Raw genomic sequence first — 17,432 nt, forward strand, 5'->3', positions numbered from 1 at the left:
TTGTGCTCTTGCTTTCATTATATCTTAAACGGACTATAATTAACCTTTATTTCCGATAGCCTAAAACCGCTTCCGCTACATTTACGCAGTGGTCGCCAATTCGCTCCAGGTTGCTCACTATATCAACATAGACCATACCAGCCTGTGCCGAGCATTCCCCGTTGTTCATTCTGATAATATGCTTTTTCCTGAGTGTTCTCTCCATCCGGTCAATCCGGTCTTCCGCCTCAAGAACGCGGTTGGCAAGTCCGATGTCTCGGTCATCCAGAGACTGAACTGCATGTTCAAGCGTTTTAACGGTTAAATCGAACATTTCCTCGAGGTCTTCTATAGCCTCGTCCGTTATTTTTACTTTGTTCGATAGCTTATAGTCCACTAATTCAATGATGTTTTCGAAATGATCGCCTACCCGCTCAATGTCCCTGACAGTGTCAATTAAAACAGAGTGTTCAGCCGACTCATTCTCATCCATTTCATTGCGGGATATAAGGATTAAATAGTCCGTAATTTTGCGGTCAAGATTGTTGATCACTTCTTCAATCTGGATCGCAGATTGTGCGTGCTTCTGCTGATTGGTTTTTAAATAGCCATTCGCTTCTTTTAGCCCCTTTACAGAGAAGCGCCCCATTCTCAGCACTTCTTCTTTTGCCTGACCAAGTGCAATGGAGGATGATTGTTCTATAAATAAAGGATCCAAATGCTTTGAACGGTACTCAATGGACGGATCTTCACCTGGAATAATCTTTGTTGCCGCCCAGGCAAGCGCCCCGATAAATGGAAGCTGAATAAGTGCATTTGTTACATTAAACGTGCCATGTGCAAAAGCAATCGTCATTGCCGGACTTAAATTGAGATTTGTCTCCAGAGATTCAATAAAAATCGTGTACAATGGCAAAACAATTAAAAAGATTGAGGTCCCTGCCAGGTTGAAGATGACATGAGCCATCGCTGCCCTTCTTGCAGCCAATGAAGCACCGATTGATGCGAGTACTGCCGTAATCGTTGTGCCAATATTATCTCCAAACATGACTGGAAGAGCCGCATGCAAATCGACAAGATTCTGGCCGTATAACTCCTGCAGAATACCGATTGTTGCACTCGAGCTTTGAACTACACCTGTCAGCAGCGTCCCTGCTAAAACTCCAAGGAGCGGATTAGCACTTAGTCCTACAGTTAAATCCTGAAACAGAGACAGGGTACCAAGCGGCTTCATACCGTTCCCCATTAATTCCAAACCGAAAAAAAGAGCCCCAAAACCAAATACGACTTGTCCAGCATAATGAACCTTTTTATTTTTAATGAAATACAAAAGGATGGCTCCGGCAGCTATAATCGGAAGTGAATATTCCGACACGTGGAATCCAATAATGAAGGCTGTCACAGTAGTGCCGATATTTGCCCCCATAATGACTCCAATCGCTTGCGGTAAATTCATAAACCCTGCACTGACCAGACCGACTGCAATAACCGTCGTTCCGCTGCTTGATTGAATTAATACGGTAACCGCCATTCCAGCAAGAACCGCCATAACAGGATTGGTCGTAAACCGGTCGAGCATATCGCGCAGCCGGTTACCCGCAGAACGCTGTAATCCTTCTCCCATATATTTTATTCCAAATAAAAAGATCCCCAGTCCCCCCACAAATTCAAAAATCACTCGTTGGAGATCTAATTCCATCCGTATTTCCCTCCAGCTTTCTCTCTTTATTACGTTAATCAAGTCAATTATTAATGGATTGTGTATTTATTGTAAAGCTTTTTCGATAAAAAGACTCATATTTTTACAAACATGGATATTTTCATTCAGCAGGACGAAACTTGTTTATACAGCTGCTCAAGAGTAAAATAAAATGGGATTGAATGATAAAGGAAGTGAACGCGTGAACGTATTCAAACAGCTTGCAAAAAGTCTTTACTCTCCGAAGGATATCGCTTCGTTCCGATTTCAGGGAATTGGAAAAACTATTCTTTATGTATTCATATTGAGCCTCGTGACCATCGTGCCGGCTTCTATTTTCCTTGGCCTGACAATCAGCAGCAGCATCACTGCTGCTCAGCAGACGATTCAAAGCGATCTTCCCGGCTTCGCTATTAAAAATGGAGAACTCACAGCCGAAACGGATAAACCTCTTGAAATTAAGGATGGAGAACTTTTCATCGTGCTGGACCCGACCGGATCGTTCACTTCAAAGGAACTTGAACTAAAACAGAATGCAGTTGGAATCCTGAAAAAGGAATTTGTTCTTGTTTCCAACGGTACTGCCCAGTCCATTCCATATAATAGTGCGGGTAACTTCAGTATTACAAAGGATCAAATTGTTGATTTTGCGGATCAAACCGGACAGTTAAAGCCTGTTATTATTGGTGCTGCCATCGTTCTGCTTTATTTAATCTCCTCATTTTCCAAGTTTGTAGAAGTGACGATTCTGGCTTTATTAGGGCTCATCATCCGCAGCATGCTCAAGAAAAAAGTGAATTACAAGCAATCCTGGGTTATGTCGGCCTATTCTGTCACTCTTGCCACATTATTCCTGACGATTATGAATGCTGTTCAGGCAGCTGTACCGAGCCAGGGCCTTGTCATATGGTTCGTTCATCTTGTCATGCTCTATCTTTCAATAAAAGAGGTTCCTTCAAAGAAAGAACCCGCTGTCATTGTTTAAATGTAAAAACGGCCGAGCGTGCATTCGCTTTGGCCGTTTTTCGAACACCTTTTTTTATTTTGCCAGTTTAAACTCGTTTGTCAGGCTTGACAGCTCATTGGAAAGGCTTGTCAGTTTGTTCCCAATCTCATGGGTGTGATTGATTTGAACCATCTGCTCTTCAGATGAGGCGAGCATTTGTTCCGCACTTGCTAATGTCTCCTGGGAAACCGATACGAAGTTTTCAGTTGACTGCTCCATCAAGGGCATACTTTCCTGAAGAGAGTGCATATTGCTGTTCATCTCTTTAAGCTCCGCATTCACACTTTTCATTTCTTCCATTAAATGATCAAACGAATACCTCGATTCTTCCGCAGCTGTTAAATGCGATTTCAGGCTGCTGTGGAGCTCTCCAAATTCATTGGATGCTTTAATTGAGATATTTTCCATTTTTTGAACAGAGCCTTTTATTTCTTCCGCTGCTTTTGAGGATTGATCAGCGAGTTTTCTGACTTCATTTGCAACGACTGCGAAACCTTTACCAGATTCCCCCGCCCTTGCTGCCTCAATTGCAGCATTTAATGCCAGCAATTTTGTCTGCTCTGAAACCGATTGAATTAAGCTGACTACCTTTGAAATAGAGCTGGAATGGTTTTTTACCCCGCGAATTATTTCATTCATTTTCTCAAATTCCAGTCCGAACTCATGAATTTCGCTGATAAGACCTGAGATCTTTTTCCCTCCCTTGTCCGCTGACTCATTCATTCCTTCCGCACTTTTAAATAAGTATTCCATGCTTGTTAATGCGGTTTTAATTTCTCCTTTCATCTGATTGAACGCGGCCACGCTTGTTTCCGATGTAGCAGCTGTCTGTTCGGCACCCATTTTTACCACTTTGATGGCTTCCACAAGCTGTTCATTCTGATCCAGTACATCAGCAGAAGACGCAGTCAGTTCAGAGCCTGTTTGTGATAAGTCCAGCGTGGTTGAATTCATATTCGATATCATCGTTCTCATTTGAGCAATCATTTGATTAAAGCTTGTCACTAGCGATCTGATTTCAGGAATATTGGTCTTTATTTCTTTTCCTGAATCCAGACTTCCCTCTCTTACCTGTTTCATTACAACTCTTAACTGGGATAGCGGCTTCGTCAGTCCTCTTACAAAAAATACAATCAAGATGGTAGCAATCAGAATGCTGATAGCTACTGTCCATGCTGTAAAGTTCGCCAAGGAATAGATAGGAGCCAGATAACTCTCTGTCTCTACAGCTATAATCATAATTCCTTTTAGCTCCTGAATTTCCTTTATGGACAGAGTGTAATCTACACCGTTTATTTTTTTGTGAACAATGGTCTGCTTTTCATTTTTCGCAAGATCCCCTAATTCTTGATACTTAAGTTCTTCCCCGGTACCTTCAAGCATTGTTACCTGCTTATCCTTTAGAAGGTAAAAATCTGCGTTCAAGCCATCCTGAATCAGCTGGCTGGATTGGTTAGGCAAAACCGTTTTATTAAATCGCTTGTTAAATCCTTCTTCGTCGCCAATATACGCGAACATCAGATTACCGGCTATTTCATTTGTTGTATTCACTTCCCGCTCAAGACGGTTTTCGATTATGGAAATGGTTGTTTCTTTCGCTTTTTGATAAGAAGTGATCCCAACTACTAATACGGAGGTAACAAGTATAAATAGAACAAGTGCGATGATCCGTGTCTGAAGGCTAAAGCCATTTTTGATTCCGCTGGAATTTTTGCCAAGGTTTGAGGCTGATTTCATGAACCGTTCAGCTGACTGTTTAAAAGCAAGAAAATATTGTCTATCCGGAAGCCGTCTTAGCCATATTCGTTTCATAAATGGAAAATTCTCCTTTTAAAGTACATAATGTGAAATGTAATTAAATTATCCCAAAAAAATGTTAAGGAAGTGTAAATTTCACATTAATTTTTGCGGGTTTTTGTCGAAATTTAGTTCTTTTATCATGTTTTATATCCATTATTTTTCTTAAACTTAGGTATTAGGAATCCATTTAACATTATTTTGATTGGACAAGCATAGGATGAACTAAGTCTAAAATTAAGGATGATCAGCCAATGAAAAGACTCATTCTGCTGTGCTCGATCGCACTGCTCACATATATCATTTATTATGATTTAAGCAGGGGGACCCTTCCCAGGATGGAAGAGGAGAACATAATGGCGGCCTCACAGCCTGTAAAGAAGGAGACCTTTAAAAAGCTTCATGTCCAAAAAGGGGAATCCGTTCTCATGATCATCAATAAAGTAAACGGTCATTCCATTCCGGTCCCCCTGGAAACTGCAGCAGAGGATTTCGAAAAGCTCAATCCTGGAATAAAAGCGAATAGAATTCTTACCGGACACTCCTACAAATTCCCTGTTTATGAGTAGCCGTTTTGTCTAATTCCTTGTCAATACTGCTAAATGACTGATACAATATGATAGGAAAAGATATCATTCCGGTTACCAAACCTATATGAATAAGGAGCGATCCACTCGTGGGTGAAATCACACATCGTACAAAGACTCGTCCCGTCAAAGTCGGTAATTTAACGATTGGCGGAAGCAACGAGCTGATTATACAAAGCATGACCACAACTAAGACACACGACGTTGAAGCAACGGTTGCAGAAATTAACCGTCTCGAGGAAGCTGGCTGCCAGGTCGTTCGGGTTGCATGTCCGGATGAGCGCGCTGCAGATGCGATTGCTGAAATCAAGAAGCGGATCAACATTCCTCTTGTGGTTGATATCCATTTTGACTATAAACTGGCTCTTAAAGCCATTGAAGGCGGAGCAGATAAAATCCGGATTAATCCTGGTAATATCGGCCGCAAAGAAAAAGTAGAAGCTGTGGTAAATGCGGCAAAAGCAAAAGGCATTCCGATCCGCATTGGAGTGAATGCTGGATCCCTTGAAAAACGGATTCTTGAAAAATACGGCTATCCGACTGCAGATGGAATGGTCGAAAGCGCGCTGCATCACATTAAAATTTTGGAAGATCTTGATTTTCACGATATTATCGTATCAATGAAAGCTTCCGACGTTAATTTAGCGATTGAAGCATATGAGAAAGCTTCAAAAGCATTTGACTACCCGCTTCATCTCGGTATAACTGAATCAGGCACCCTGTTTGCAGGCACTGTAAAAAGTGCAGCAGGTTTAGGAGCCATCCTCCGTATGGGAATCGGGAATACCCTGCGCATCTCGTTAAGCGCGGATCCTGTTGAAGAGGTTAAAGTAGCAAGAGAGCTCCTTAAATCATTCGGACTTGCTTCAAATGCTGCAACGCTGATTTCATGTCCAACATGCGGACGGATTGAAATCGACCTGATCAGCATTGCAAATGAAGTAGAAGAATACATTTCCACCATTAAAGCACCGATAAAAGTTGCTGTGCTTGGATGTGCAGTAAATGGGCCTGGTGAAGCCCGGGAAGCGGATATCGGAATTGCCGGAGCACGCAAAGAGGGATTGCTGTTCATGAAAGGGCAGATTGTCCGAAAAGTCCCTGAAGAAACCATGGTCGAAGAGCTTAAAAAAGAAATCGATAAATTAGCGGAAGCTCATTACGCCAAAGAAGCGGCGGAAAAAGCAGAAGCTCAGGCATAATGACAGAACGGGCACTCCCAAATGGGAATGCCCGTTTTTTTGCTCATTAAAAAAATGGTGTTACAAACAGACCCAGGACCAGGGAAACTGCTCCAATACCGATAGCCCATGCCCCAAGGGTTTTAGCACCCTTCCTTCTCGCTACAAATCCAACAATAATTCCCGCTGCTCCCAAGATTACGGGAAGGAGGAAAAGTGAGATAACAGAAAGAGCGATCGCTATATACCCGGTGGACCTGCCTTCAACAGCCCCATTACGTTCATCATCTGCCACCCGTTCCTCTTCACGGTATGAACCAATCGGAGGTGCGATTTCTGCAGCAGATTCCTCTTTATATTCACGGTGCTTTTCAATTTCCATTAGTTCATCACGGTTATTCAGGCCATTAACCTGATCTGAGTTCGTCATGTTGCCGTGATCTTCAAAGTGTCTTTCGTCTGCCATTCCTTTCCCCTCACTTTCAGATATAAGGAGCATTCCTTAGTATGCAGAGGAGTGTTCATAATTATGCCTCTAGCCATTCTTTTTGTGCACCGCTTTGTGATACACTTGGAAAAGATTAAAAAAGGAGTGTCGGCATGCTGCGTTTAGGGATTGATATTGACGGTACCATTACACCGCCAGAAACCTTTGTTCCATATTTAAACAAATCATTTAATAAGCAAATAACCCTTGATGACATAAAGGATTATGATTTAACGAAAGCTCTTGAAGTCAGTTACGAAGAATTGAATCAATGGATGGCGGAATTTGAACCAATTATTTATGGTGAAGCGCCTGTTTCAAAAGGAGCTAAAGAAATCCTCGGAAAATGGAAAAAGAAGCATGATTTAATATTCATCAGCGCACGCGGTCATCACCTCTATGATACGACCTTGAACTGGTTTGAGAAAAATCAGGTTTCGTACCATAATATCGATTTAGTCGGTTCACATGACAAGCTAGAGGCTGTTAAGAAGCACGGGATCGATGTGTTTTTTGAGGATAAGCATGATAATGCCTGCATGATTGGCGAGACGTTTAACATTCCCGTTATTCTTTTCAACACTCCTTATAACCAGGATCCCGTTCCAGAGCAAGTCGTCCGGGTTAACAGCTGGTTTGAGGCAGAAGAATGGGTCGATCGCCGGGTGCTTGAGCAAAAAGAGAATCGGTAATCGGGAAAAAAATAGGGGCAGTCTAAAAAGTCCTGCTGAGAGGAAATGATTGAAAGGGAAATCCCCGGAACGCTGTGTGAGCATTCCGGGGATTTTGTATTTTAAAATAAGCACTTTGAACAATTATGGGTTAGGCTGATCGACTCCTGCCTAGAGCAGCGGGACAGGCGAGACCCCGCAGGAGCTTGCACAGCGGATGCTCATCGCCCGCCCTGCTGGTCGCAAAGCATCATCTGGAGCGCGAAATCAGCCAAAAAAATCCAATTTCAAAAAGCGAAAGGAGCTTTAAAACCTAACTTACTGGACAGCTCTATCTTTTGTTTGTTAAACACAATCAGGACAGGTCCCGTATATCTCAAATTTATGGCCGCTCACATCATAGCCTTCAAGGTCATCCTTCAGTTTATCCATTGGGCATGAATGAAGCTCTTTCGTTTTTCCGCAGTCCATACAGATAAAATGGTGATGATGATGAGCGTGATTGCAGGTGAACCTGAATTGTTTCTCCCCGGATAATTCAGTGGTCTCCAGGATGCCAAGTTCAGCGAATAAGGATAAATTCCGGTATATTGTATCAAAGCTAAGACCGGGATAGTTGGACTTCATACTTTCGAGAACATCCCGTGCAGTTTGATATTTATTGCAGTCAGCAAAGAAGGAAAGCATTTCCTCCCGCTTGTTTGTATATTTGTAGCCAGAATCCTTAAGCATTTGGAGCGCTTGCTCAATATTCATTGTACATGTCCCCTTTTGAACTTGCTTGCTAAAATTGAAAGCACCAAGATGATAATATTCAATACCACAATCGTACCGCCTGGAGCTAAATCAATTTGATAGGCAAGGATTAACCCTATAATAACAGACAATTCACCGAAAATAACAGACAAAAACATCGCTTGCTTAAACCCTTTGGCAATTCGAATGCTTGCTGCCACCGGCAAGGTCATTAATGATGAAACAAGCAGGATCCCGACAATTCTCATGGATGCGGCTATGACTAAGGCAACGGTCAAAATAAAAATAAAATGGATCCATTTTGCCTGAATGCCAGAAGCTGACGCGTGTTCTTCATCGAATGAAAGAACAAAAAGCTCTTTATACAGAAGACCGATAATAAGCAAAACAAAAATGGAAATGCCAATCACGATCATCAAGTCAGACCGTGTAACCGCTAATACACTCCCAAATAAATAATTCATTAGGTCTTTATTGAATCCGTCTGCAAGGGATATAAAGATGGCTCCAATTCCGATTCCACCGGATAAGATGATTGGAATCGCCAGTTCCTGGTAGTGCTTGTAAAGGCCGCGGAGCCTTTCAATCAATAAAGAACCGGTAACAGAGAAGGCCATTCCCATATAAATCGGGTTAGCTCCTGCAAGGATGCCAAATTTCTTTTCAAGGAAAAGGCTGACCGCAATCCCTGCCAGTGTCACGTGACTCAGGGCATCCGCAATAAGCGAAAGACGCCTGACCACAATATAGACACCGAGCAGCGGAGCGATAAGCCCTATTAGAAGGCCTGAGAAAAATGCATTTTGCAAAAATTCAAATTCAAAGAACGGACTAATCATGATGATGCCCCTCCCCGTGATGGTCATGGGTCAAGACATGAACAGGATGACCATAGTAATCGGAAAGCGACTGTCCGTTCAATTCATCGAATTCTTTGGGAGAGCCATGGAAGTGAAGCGTTTTATTCAAACACGCGACCCGTGTTACCTTATCTGAAATGGTGCCTACATCATGAGTTACTAAAATCAGTGTTATCCCAAGCCGGCGGTTTAAATCCTTCAGCATGCGGTAGAAGCTTTGAACAGAAGCAGAATCCACTCCCACTGTCGGTTCATCCAGGATGAGGAGCTTCGGCTCACTGACAAGAGCCCGGGCAATAAATGTCCTTTGCTGCTGGCCGCCTGAAAGCTCTCCGATGTTTCTTTTGGAGAATTCACTAAGTCCAACCGCATCTATGGCTTTTTTCACTTTCACACGATCTGCTGCTTTCATATAGCGGAACAATCCAAGCTTACTTGTAAGCCCGCTCGCTACTACCTCAAAAACAGAAGCTGGAAAGCCTGTATTAAAGCTGCTCGCCTTTTGTGAAACAAAACCGATTTCGTGCCAATTCTTAAATTTTTTCAATTCCTCTCCAAAGAGCCGAATCGATCCGCTTTGCGGTCTAAGCAGGCCAAGCAGACATTTAAGAAGAGTGGTTTTCCCGGAACCATTCGGACCGACGAGCCCGATAAATGCTCCCTCTTCCACCGTTAAATTAATATCATCAAGAACTTTTGTCCGATCGTATGAGTAGGATAAATGCTCAATTTCAATAACAGGATGAATCATCCTTTTCACCTCTTGCTTTGCAATAATTAAAGTAAGAACGATTACGATTTACTTATCAAAAATAAAATGGCAGCTTTTCCGCTAACCATTTTATATAACTATGAAAGTATACATGCCTTCCCTTCTTTTGTAAAGACAATCAAATTAGTGGATGGCGGACTTAAATCGTGCACCATGTGTTTCCTGCGTGTTCATGATGGTGATAAATGCATTTTCGTCAATTTCATGAATAATAGACTTCAGCTTTGTTACTTCCAGCCTTGTGACAACTGCATAAATAACTTCTGTATCTTCGTCTGAATATCCGCCTTTTCCCTTCAGCTTAGTTGTACCGCGGCCCAGCCTGTGCAGGATCGCATCCGAGACCTCTTCGAACTGCTCGGTCACGATGATGACGGCCTTTGTCTCATCAAGGCCCTGTATGACTGTATCAATGGTTTTGAATGCTATGTAATAAGTCATTACCGAATACATGGCCTGCTCTGGGCCAAATACAAATGCTGCCCATCCAAAAATGAAAATATTGATGAACATAACGAATTCCCCTACAGATACCGGGAGCCGTTTTGTCATTAAAATTCCAAGGATTTCTGTTCCGTCCAGCGTCCCTCCATTCCGAATGACCAAACCAACTCCGAGCCCTAAAATAAGCCCTCCAAAAACAGTAGCGAGAATCGGCTCCGTTGTGAATGGGTCAACATGATGAAGGGACTGCTCAATGATTGCCAAAGCGATAACCCCGAATATAGAAGAAATCATGAAGGTTTTTCCGATGTGTTTGTAGCCGGAATACATAAAAGGAAGATTCAGCACAACTACAAGTGTACCAAAACTAATAAAAGCTAGTCCTGCGGGAGTTATGTGGTCAAGAATTAGAGATATACCAATAATTCCGCCATCAATGATGTTGTTGGGGATTAGGAAAAGCTCAAGTGCAGCGGCTGCCAGACCCGCTCCGATAATGATCATGATAAATCGATAGATGGTTCTTCCTAATTTTTCTTTGCGATGCTGTCTTTTTTCCATAGCCCTCTCCTTTTTCTGCTTATTTTCATACATGAAATACTCTTAAGCCCATATGTATATGATATCCCTCTTCATATAGAGGATTGAAGCGGCAAGGCCTCATCCTTCCGCACACCTTAGGCTTTAATCCATACATTGTAGTGAGAGGAGGTTTAATTTTGATTTTATTTCAAAAGATAGTCAATCAAAAGGTCAATTCCATAACAGCCGATGAACTGCTTCAGCTGGCTAAACAAAATCAGCTTTCCATCAATCCCGCTCAGGCAGTCCAAATTGTTAAAGTTATTAAAGGGAAAAATGTGAACATCTTCAATGAAAATGAGAGAAGAAAACTGCTTGCCAGTATTGCAGCGATTACGTCCACAGCTACGGCACAACAGGTGGATTTGCTGTTCAAGCAGTTTGTAAAATAGCTTATGTAAGAGAATTCCCTGCTATTACGGCTTTTGTGCAATTATAAAAAAAATACAGAAAGGCTGTCTTTAGGAGACAGCCTTCTTCTTGTTTATCCCGGTTTAGCGGGCAGGAAATCTCCCGCTCATGGAAGTTTCACTTTATTGACTGACGATTTTTTCTAAAACTCCATCATCAAATTCTTTAGACCGAATCATTTCAATCTCAAATTTGTATGGCGGTTTTTTATTTTTTTTATCTTCCCCTACATAGGGGGTTTCCAATATTTTCGGCACTTCCGCCAGAGAAGGATGGTGCACGATGTTAAGAAGTGCATCAAAGCCAATATGACCGAAACCGATATTTTCATGCCGGTCTTTTCTGGCACCAATCGGATTTTTGCTGTCATTGACATGAAGGACCTTCAAACGATCAAGTCCGATGATCCGGTCAAATTCCTCTAACACCCCATCAAAATTATTGATAAGATCATACCCTGCGTCATGTGTATGGCATGTATCAAAGCAGACAGATAAATGTTCATTGTAATGAACACCGTCCATAATCCGTGCAAGCTCTTCGAAGTTTGAACCGATTTCTGAGCCTTTTCCCGCCATCGTCTCAAGTGCAATTTGAACCGGCTGATCCTTGAGCAGCACTTCATTAAGTCCCTCAACGATTTTCCTGATGCCCTCTTCTGTTCCAGCCCCGACATGTGCACCTGGATGGAGCACAATTTGTTTTGCGCCAAGTGCCGCTGTCCGCTCGATTTCAGATCGCAGGAAGTTTACTCCAAGTTCAAAGGTGTCCGGATTAACGGAATTTCCAATATTGATGATGTAAGGGGCATGGACAATGATGTTGTCCATGCCGTTCTCTTTCATATGGGCCTGTCCGGCCTCGATATTCAGATCTTCAATTTTTTTGCGTCTCGTGTTTTGAGGGGCACCTGTATAAATCATAAAGGTGTTTGCTCCATAGGATGCTGCTTCCTGGCTGGCCGCCAAAAGCATATGCTTCCCGCTCATCGAGACATGGGAGCCGATTCTAAGCATGCAAATCCCCTCCTATTTCTCTCTTCTCTTGATTCGGCGCTGCTTTTTCTTGATTTTATCCATTTCCCATTTCATGTGTCTTTTGTAGCCAGGCTTTACTTTTTTAGGCTTGCGGATCCCGTGTTTCGCACGCTCATCGGTTTCTCTATCTGTTTTCGGACGATTTTTTCTGCGATGACGGTCATCTGCATCTTTAAATTCAGTGCCTTCTAAATCTTTGTATGCAAATGATATGCCCATTTTTTCAAGCTTAGCCAATGCATCTTCATCGGAAGTTTCATATATGGTTACTGCCAGACCTGAATACCCGGCACGCGCTGTTCGTCCCACACGGTGAATGTAGAAGTCCAAATCCTGAGGAAGTTCATAATTGATGATATGGCTGACACCTTCAATATCAATTCCGCGCGCAGCAAGATCCGTTGCAACAACGTATTGATATTCCAGATCGTTGACCTGTTTCATTACCTTTTTGCGTTCACGCGGAGGAAGTCCACCATGGATACGGCCAACTTTTAGACCTTTTGCAGCAAGCTCATCAGCAACGGCATCGGCCATTTTCTTCGTATTGGTAAAAACAATCGCAAGATATGGATTATAAGCAAGCAGCATATCATGGACGAGTTTCGTTTTATTGCGGTGTCTCAGCGGCAACAGCACATGCTCAATCTTCTCTGCGGCAGCCTGCTTAGGGGCAACATGAGTGAATTTTGGATTGGCCATGTATTTTTTCAAAAACGGCTTCAGTTTTTCTGGAATTGTGGCTGAAAAAACGAGCATTTGAAGCTGTTCCGGCATTCCGCTTGCAATTCGGTCCACATCCTCAAGGAAGCCCATATCCAGGATCATGTCGGCTTCATCGACGACGAATGATTTCGTATTGTTAACATGCAGGGCGTTTACTTTCAGCAAATCATGCAGTCTTCCAGGTGTCCCAATGACGATTTGAGGCTGCTGCTTCAGCTTATCAATAGAGCGCTGCTTGTCAGTTCCCCCAGTAAAGCATCTTGCCTGAATGTCCTGATCATGGTGGCTGATCAGTTTAAGAACTTCCTTGTAAATCTGATTAGCCAATTCTCTTGTCGGTGAAGTAATTACTACTTGTACAGATTGGGAAGCAGGGTCCAGGTTATTTAAAAGAGGAAGCAAGTAGGCGTGGGTTTTTCCTGTCCCGGTTTGAGACTGGCCGATCACACTTTCCCCTTTTATGATCGAAGGAATAATTCTCTCCTGTATTTCAGTTGGCTTATCAAAGCCCAATTCTTTCACTGCGTCTATTAGAAACGGTTTAAGCTTTAATCGTTCAAATCTCTCCATAGTATTATAAAACTCCCTTAATAATTTGCCATCCTGTCTGTTAGACGTTCCGTATCTGGACAGGTTTAACCATTTTCACATTATATACGATAACAGCCTAAAACACCAACCTTGCAAAGTCTTTTCCAGCGAAAAGAAAAACCTTTTTTCCGCTTGCGCATATTCTATAGCAGGTAACAGGATAGAAAGGAGTAAGACTATGTTTCCACAAAGACCTATGCCGCCGGGCGGCATACAGGGTAGAGGATTCATGCCGGGGCCATTTTCAGGCGGCAGACCGATTGCTGGCAGAGGCGGACCATCTTTTCCTGGAATTCGTCCATTTAACGGGCAGACACCAGGAGGAAGAGGCATTTTTCAAGGAGGAAATTTCGGAGGATTTGGCGGTCCTCAAGGATTTGGCGGCGGTCAGGGCTTTGGAGGCAGCCAAGGATTTGGCGGGTTTGGAGGCTTCGGCGGACAGGTTCCCGGCGCCCAGCAGGCAGCCGGTGCAGGCAGCGGAGGAATTAGAGGATTACTATCCCGCTTTATGCCTTCAGCAGGCGGTGCAGGAAATATTGCAGGAGCAGCCCAGCAGGGAATCTCTGGTCTTGCCAATCCGTCCAATATAACAGGGATGCTCGGAAATGTTCAAAAAGTTCTTGGTATGGCTCAGCAGGTGACACCAATGGTCCAGCAGTACGGTCCATTAGTAAGGAATCTGCCGGCAATGATCAAGATTTTCAGTCAAATGAACAGTGATGACGGGGAAGACAGCAGCTCTTCTTCTGAAGAACAGCCAGAAAAAAAAGCTGATATACAAACGCCAGCCAAGAAAAAGACAGAGTCTTTATCAAGGAAAGCTGATTACAGTTCAGAGCAAGAAGATGAATTGTCTGAAAGGGCTTCTGCCAGAAAAGGAACGTCAAAACCTAGACTTTATGTATAAGAGTTTTGTATTCTTCCTCCCATTTCGCTATAATAATGTCAGGTAATGAGAAAAAAGGCCGGTTATCGGCTTTTTTCATTTTCGTTCCCTGATCATCCTTTAGGAGGAAGATACATGGATGTAATTAAAATTGCTCCGCGCGGATATTGCTATGGTGTTGTAGATGCGATGGTCATTGCGAAAAACGCGGCAATGGACAAAACCCTGCCAAGACCGATCTACATTTTAGGTATGATCGTTCATAATAAACATGTTACAGATGCTTTTGAAGAAGAAGGAATTATCACTTTAGACGGAACAAACCGTCTTGAAATCATGGAAAAAGTAGACAAAGGAACCGTCATCTTTACAGCGCATGGCGTCTCACCTGAAGTCAGACGCATCGCCGAAGAAAAAGGACTTGTGAGCATTGATGCCACATGCCCGGATGTTACGAGGACACATGATTTAATCCGGGATGTAAAAGGAAAAGGCTATGAAGTTATTTATATCGGAAAAAAAGGCCATCCTGAACCAGAGGGTGCTGTGGGAGTGGCTCCTGAAATTGTTCACTTGATTGAGACGGTAGAGGATGCCGACGCACTTGAAATCAACTCCGAAAAAATCATCGTTACGAACCAGACGACGATGAGCCAATGGGACGTATACGATATTATGGAAAAGGTAAAGGAAAAATTTCCGCATGTTGAATTCCATCAGGAAATTTGCCTTGCTACCCAGGTGCGCCAGGAGGCTGTTGCAGAGCAGGCAAAGGAAGCTGACTTGACAATCGTCGTCGGTGATCCTAAAAGCAACAATTCAAACAGACTGGCACAGGTATCGGAACAGATTGCCGGAACACCGGCTTATCGGATCTCCAACCTTTCTGAGCTGAAACTGGAATGGCTGAAGGGCGTTAAAACAGTTGCAATCACTGCTGGCGCCTCTACTCCGACCCCTATTACAAAAGAAGTTATTGCTTTCCTTGAAAAATACGAGGATGATGAAAACAAGGTTTGGGATGTTGTCCATGCTGTACCGCTGAACAAAATCCTGCCGAAAGTACGAGCGAAAAAATGAGAAAAAGGTGTTCCCGCAAATTTGCCGGAACACCTTTTTTAAATCATTTATTAAACAAATTTAAATGGATCTGTATGAACGGCAGACGGAACAATACTGACCTCATATTTCTTTTCCTCACATAATGAAAGCATTATTTCTGTTACTCCCTGCTTCATTACCTTCTCTACGTTATGGCCTGGGTCCACCACATTAAGGCCCATCATTATGGCATCATGTGCCGTGTGATAATAGAGGTCTCCCGTAACATACACATCTGCTCCGCTGAATTTAGCGTCATAAAGGTACTTATTTCCGTCTCCGCCCAGTACAGCACATTTTTTAACTTTAGCATCTAAATCTCCAACGACCCGGACCGTTTCAACATCCAGCGCTTTTTTCACTTGTTCCGTGAATTCCCTGAGTGTGATTTCTTCCTCAAGCCTGCCGATTCTTCCAAGACCCATCACTAGCCCTTTTTGATCCAGAGTGTGCATATCATAGGCGGGTTCTTCATACGGATGTGCCTTTATCATGGCGGAAACCACTTTTTTCTCAAGGTTCTCTGGGAAAACCGTTTCCAGTCTAAATTCATCTGCCTCTTCAAGCTTCCCTGCTTCCCCAATAAAAGGGGCTGCTCCTTCTAAAGGCAAAAAGGTCCCTGTTCCTTGAGCAGCAAATGTGCAATGGCTGTATTTTCCGATAGCGCCGGCCCCAGCATCTCCAATAGCTTTCCTTACCGTTTCTATATGTGAAGAAGGTACGAAAACCGTTAATTTCTTGAGTTTTTCCTCAATCACAGGAGATAAAACTTTGGTATCCTGTAAATTTAATGCCTGTGCCAGCAAATCATTGACACCGCCCTCTGCAACGTCCAAATTCGTATGGGCCGCATAGATGGCAATGTCGTTTTTTATGCATTTTTCAAGCAGCTGCCCCGCAGGCTGATCGGTTCTCAATGCTTTCAGCGGTCTGAAGATCGGCGGATGATGGGCAATGATTAAATCGACATTCAGGCTAATGGCTTCATCGACTACTTCGTCCAGAACATCCAGTGCAATCATAACCTGTTTAACCGGTTTATTAAGGGTTCCCACTTGCAGACCGATCTTATCTCCTTCGACTGCATATCGTTTAGGAGAAAAGCTTTCAAACAGTTCAATGATTTCATACCCGTTCGGTATTTTGCTCATTCCAATACCTCCGATGCCATGGTTATCAAAGTCTCCATTTCTTCTCGTCTGCTCATTGATTCATCTGTATTCTTTCCCTTATCAATTTGAGCTGCGACACTTTCCCAGTGGCGTTTTTCATGCTTCCATTTTTTAATAAATACGTCATTTTTCTCTTCCATCAAAAATGGTCCGAATAAAATCGCTGATTCCTGTTTTTTTCCTCTATACGGATTGAGCGGCTCGCCTTTTTCTGCAACAAGCACCTCATAAATTTTCATGTCCTCTTCTAAAATTTCTTCCTTTATAAGCTCCCACCCATTTTCAATCAGCCAAGTCCGTATAAAATTCGCGTTAACATTTGGCTGAAGAATTAGCCGTTCTGTCTTATCAAGCTTGCTCTTTCCCTCCTCGAGGATCTTAGCAATCAGACCTCCGCCCATCCCTGCAATGGTCACACATGTGGCCTCAGAAGGGCTCAATACAGAAAGCCCATCCCCTTTTCGCACATCAATCTGTTTCGTTAATCCGGTCCTCTCCACCTGTTTGACTGCCGACTGATAAGGGCCTTCCACCACCTCGCCCGCGATAGCCTTTTGAACATTGCCGCTTATCACAGCGTAGCTGGGCAGATAGGCGTGATCTGATCCAATATCGGCTAAAACTGCTCCTGATGGAATGAAGTTTGCAACTGCGTGTAATCTTTTCGATAATTTCAATTCATTCATG

18 protein-coding genes are annotated in these 17,432 nt (G+C 43.1%); 7 read left to right on the top strand and 11 right to left on the bottom strand.

Features of this window, described 5'->3' with window-relative positions; genetic code table 11:
* Positions 1 to 46 precede the first annotated feature (46 nt).
* Positions 47 to 1,678, bottom strand: coding sequence for a Na/Pi cotransporter family protein (locus J9317_RS13115; RefSeq protein ID WP_211559285.1), 1,632 nt, complete (start codon positions 1,676 to 1,678; stop codon positions 47 to 49).
* A 172-nt stretch (positions 1,679 to 1,850) separates the two neighbouring features.
* Here J9317_RS13115 and J9317_RS13120 point away from each other — a divergent pair, with 172 nt between their 5' ends.
* A complete protein-coding gene (locus J9317_RS13120) occupies positions 1,851 to 2,663 on the top strand; it encodes a DUF1189 domain-containing protein (RefSeq protein WP_211559287.1) in 813 nt (270 codons plus the stop codon).
* Between the two features lie 54 nt (positions 2,664 to 2,717).
* Here J9317_RS13120 and J9317_RS13125 read toward each other — a convergent pair whose 3' ends face one another.
* On the bottom strand, positions 2,718 to 4,496 hold the full coding sequence (locus tag J9317_RS13125) for a methyl-accepting chemotaxis protein (RefSeq protein ID WP_211559289.1): 1,779 nt from the start codon (positions 4,494 to 4,496) through the stop codon (positions 2,718 to 2,720).
* 239 nt (positions 4,497 to 4,735) lie between these two features.
* Between J9317_RS13125 and J9317_RS13130 the strand changes: the two genes are divergently transcribed.
* Together J9317_RS13130 and ispG are read left to right on the top strand one after the other, a co-directional pair.
* A complete protein-coding gene (locus J9317_RS13130; RefSeq protein WP_211559290.1) occupies positions 4,736 to 5,050 on the top strand; it encodes a hypothetical protein in 315 nt (104 codons plus the stop codon).
* 107 nt (positions 5,051 to 5,157) lie between these two features.
* Positions 5,158 to 6,270: a flavodoxin-dependent (E)-4-hydroxy-3-methylbut-2-enyl-diphosphate synthase gene (gene ispG, locus J9317_RS13135; RefSeq protein ID WP_211559293.1), complete on the top strand. Its 1,113-nt coding sequence runs from the start codon at positions 5,158 to 5,160 to the stop codon at positions 6,268 to 6,270.
* Positions 6,271 to 6,316: 46 nt separating this feature from the next.
* On the opposite strand, the gene J9317_RS13140 is transcribed toward ispG, so the two are convergent.
* Positions 6,317 to 6,631 carry a DUF308 domain-containing protein gene (locus tag J9317_RS13140; protein WP_249292482.1) on the bottom strand — a complete coding sequence of 105 codons (315 nt, stop codon included), beginning with the start codon at positions 6,629 to 6,631 and terminating at the stop codon, positions 6,317 to 6,319.
* A 218-nt stretch (positions 6,632 to 6,849) separates the two neighbouring features.
* On the opposite strand from J9317_RS13140, the gene J9317_RS13145 reads away from it, so the two are divergent.
* Complete coding sequence (locus J9317_RS13145) at positions 6,850 to 7,428, top strand: hypothetical protein (protein WP_211559294.1); 579 nt, start codon at positions 6,850 to 6,852, stop codon at positions 7,426 to 7,428.
* A gap of 324 nt (positions 7,429 to 7,752) precedes the next feature.
* Here J9317_RS13145 and zur read toward each other — a convergent pair whose 3' ends face one another.
* From zur to J9317_RS13165, 4 genes are all read right to left on the bottom strand, one after another.
* Positions 7,753 to 8,163 carry a zinc uptake transcriptional repressor Zur gene (zur, locus tag J9317_RS13150; RefSeq protein ID WP_211559296.1) on the bottom strand — a complete coding sequence of 137 codons (411 nt, stop codon included), beginning with the start codon at positions 8,161 to 8,163 and terminating at the stop codon, positions 7,753 to 7,755.
* Positions 8,160 to 9,002 carry a metal ABC transporter permease gene (locus J9317_RS13155; protein ID WP_211559298.1) on the bottom strand — a complete coding sequence of 281 codons (843 nt, stop codon included), beginning with the start codon at positions 9,000 to 9,002 and terminating at the stop codon, positions 8,160 to 8,162. Before J9317_RS13155 ends, zur begins: the two co-directional genes overlap by 4 nt.
* Complete coding sequence (locus J9317_RS13160; RefSeq protein ID WP_211559300.1) at positions 8,995 to 9,774, bottom strand: metal ABC transporter ATP-binding protein; 780 nt, start codon at positions 9,772 to 9,774, stop codon at positions 8,995 to 8,997. Before J9317_RS13160 ends, J9317_RS13155 begins: the two co-directional genes overlap by 8 nt.
* A 144-nt stretch (positions 9,775 to 9,918) precedes the next feature.
* A complete protein-coding gene (locus tag J9317_RS13165; RefSeq protein WP_211559302.1) occupies positions 9,919 to 10,800 on the bottom strand; it encodes a YitT family protein in 882 nt (293 codons plus the stop codon).
* Positions 10,801 to 10,958: 158 nt separating this feature from the next.
* Between J9317_RS13165 and J9317_RS13170 the strand changes: the two genes are divergently transcribed.
* Positions 10,959 to 11,213: a DUF2624 domain-containing protein gene (locus J9317_RS13170; RefSeq protein ID WP_211559304.1), complete on the top strand. Its 255-nt coding sequence runs from the start codon at positions 10,959 to 10,961 to the stop codon at positions 11,211 to 11,213.
* Between the two features lie 141 nt (positions 11,214 to 11,354).
* On the opposite strand, the gene J9317_RS13175 is transcribed toward J9317_RS13170, so the two are convergent.
* Both J9317_RS13175 and J9317_RS13180 read right to left on the bottom strand, forming a co-directional pair.
* Positions 11,355 to 12,248 carry a deoxyribonuclease IV gene (locus tag J9317_RS13175; protein WP_211559306.1) on the bottom strand — a complete coding sequence of 298 codons (894 nt, stop codon included), beginning with the start codon at positions 12,246 to 12,248 and terminating at the stop codon, positions 11,355 to 11,357.
* Between the two features lie 12 nt (positions 12,249 to 12,260).
* Entirely contained in the window at positions 12,261 to 13,565 is a 1,305-nt protein-coding gene (locus J9317_RS13180; RefSeq protein WP_211559308.1) for a DEAD/DEAH box helicase, read from the bottom strand.
* A 199-nt stretch (positions 13,566 to 13,764) separates the two neighbouring features.
* Here J9317_RS13180 and J9317_RS13185 point away from each other — a divergent pair, with 199 nt between their 5' ends.
* Both J9317_RS13185 and J9317_RS13190 read left to right on the top strand, forming a co-directional pair.
* Complete coding sequence (locus J9317_RS13185) at positions 13,765 to 14,493, top strand: YqfQ family protein (RefSeq protein ID WP_249292167.1); 729 nt, start codon at positions 13,765 to 13,767, stop codon at positions 14,491 to 14,493.
* A 114-nt stretch (positions 14,494 to 14,607) separates the two neighbouring features.
* Entirely contained in the window at positions 14,608 to 15,552 is a 945-nt protein-coding gene (locus tag J9317_RS13190) for a 4-hydroxy-3-methylbut-2-enyl diphosphate reductase (protein WP_211559310.1), read from the top strand.
* Positions 15,553 to 15,602: 50 nt separating this feature from the next.
* Here the strand turns inward: J9317_RS13190 and J9317_RS13195 are convergent, their stop codons facing one another.
* Together J9317_RS13195 and J9317_RS13200 are read right to left on the bottom strand one after the other, a co-directional pair.
* The gene (locus J9317_RS13195; protein WP_211559312.1) at positions 15,603 to 16,724 is read right to left on the bottom strand and encodes a Nif3-like dinuclear metal center hexameric protein; all 1,122 of its coding nucleotides are present in this window, start codon (positions 16,722 to 16,724) and stop codon (positions 15,603 to 15,605) included.
* Positions 16,721 to 17,431 carry a tRNA (adenine(22)-N(1))-methyltransferase gene (locus tag J9317_RS13200; RefSeq protein ID WP_211559313.1) on the bottom strand — a complete coding sequence of 237 codons (711 nt, stop codon included), beginning with the start codon at positions 17,429 to 17,431 and terminating at the stop codon, positions 16,721 to 16,723. The genes J9317_RS13195 and J9317_RS13200 overlap by 4 nt, the downstream gene beginning before the upstream one ends.
* Position 17,432 lies beyond the last annotated feature (1 nt).

The sequence above is a fragment of the Metabacillus flavus genome, from assembly GCF_018283675.1.
Taxonomy (GTDB): domain Bacteria; phylum Bacillota; class Bacilli; order Bacillales; family Bacillaceae; genus Metabacillus_B; species Metabacillus_B flavus.

Coding starts and splice junctions, on each gene's coding strand:
- J9317_RS13115 (WP_211559285.1), bottom strand. CDS start 1,678: ATGGAATTAGATCTCCAACGAGTGATTTTTGAATTTGTGGGGGGACTG.
- J9317_RS13120 (WP_211559287.1), top strand. CDS start 1,851: ATGGGATTGAATGATAAAGGAAGTGAACGCGTGAACGTATTCAAACAG.
- J9317_RS13125 (WP_211559289.1), bottom strand. CDS start 4,496: ATGAAACGAATATGGCTAAGACGGCTTCCGGATAGACAATATTTTCTT.
- J9317_RS13130 (WP_211559290.1), top strand. CDS start 4,736: ATGAAAAGACTCATTCTGCTGTGCTCGATCGCACTGCTCACATATATC.
- J9317_RS13140 (WP_249292482.1), bottom strand. CDS start 6,631: ATGGAAATTGAAAAGCACCGTGAATATAAAGAGGAATCTGCTGCAGAA.
- J9317_RS13145 (WP_211559294.1), top strand. CDS start 6,850: ATGCTGCGTTTAGGGATTGATATTGACGGTACCATTACACCGCCAGAA.
- zur (WP_211559296.1), bottom strand. CDS start 8,163: ATGAATATTGAGCAAGCGCTCCAAATGCTTAAGGATTCTGGCTACAAA.
- J9317_RS13155 (WP_211559298.1), bottom strand. CDS start 9,002: ATGATTAGTCCGTTCTTTGAATTTGAATTTTTGCAAAATGCATTTTTC.
- J9317_RS13160 (WP_211559300.1), bottom strand. CDS start 9,774: ATGATTCATCCTGTTATTGAAATTGAGCATTTATCCTACTCATACGAT.
- J9317_RS13165 (WP_211559302.1), bottom strand. CDS start 10,800: ATGGAAAAAAGACAGCATCGCAAAGAAAAATTAGGAAGAACCATCTAT.
- J9317_RS13175 (WP_211559306.1), bottom strand. CDS start 12,248: ATGCTTAGAATCGGCTCCCATGTCTCGATGAGCGGGAAGCATATGCTT.
- J9317_RS13180 (WP_211559308.1), bottom strand. CDS start 13,565: ATGGAGAGATTTGAACGATTAAAGCTTAAACCGTTTCTAATAGACGCA.
- J9317_RS13185 (WP_249292167.1), top strand. CDS start 13,765: ATGTTTCCACAAAGACCTATGCCGCCGGGCGGCATACAGGGTAGAGGA.
- J9317_RS13190 (WP_211559310.1), top strand. CDS start 14,608: ATGGATGTAATTAAAATTGCTCCGCGCGGATATTGCTATGGTGTTGTA.
- J9317_RS13195 (WP_211559312.1), bottom strand. CDS start 16,724: ATGAGCAAAATACCGAACGGGTATGAAATCATTGAACTGTTTGAAAGC.
- J9317_RS13200 (WP_211559313.1), bottom strand. CDS start 17,431: ATGAATGAATTGAAATTATCGAAAAGATTACACGCAGTTGCAAACTTC.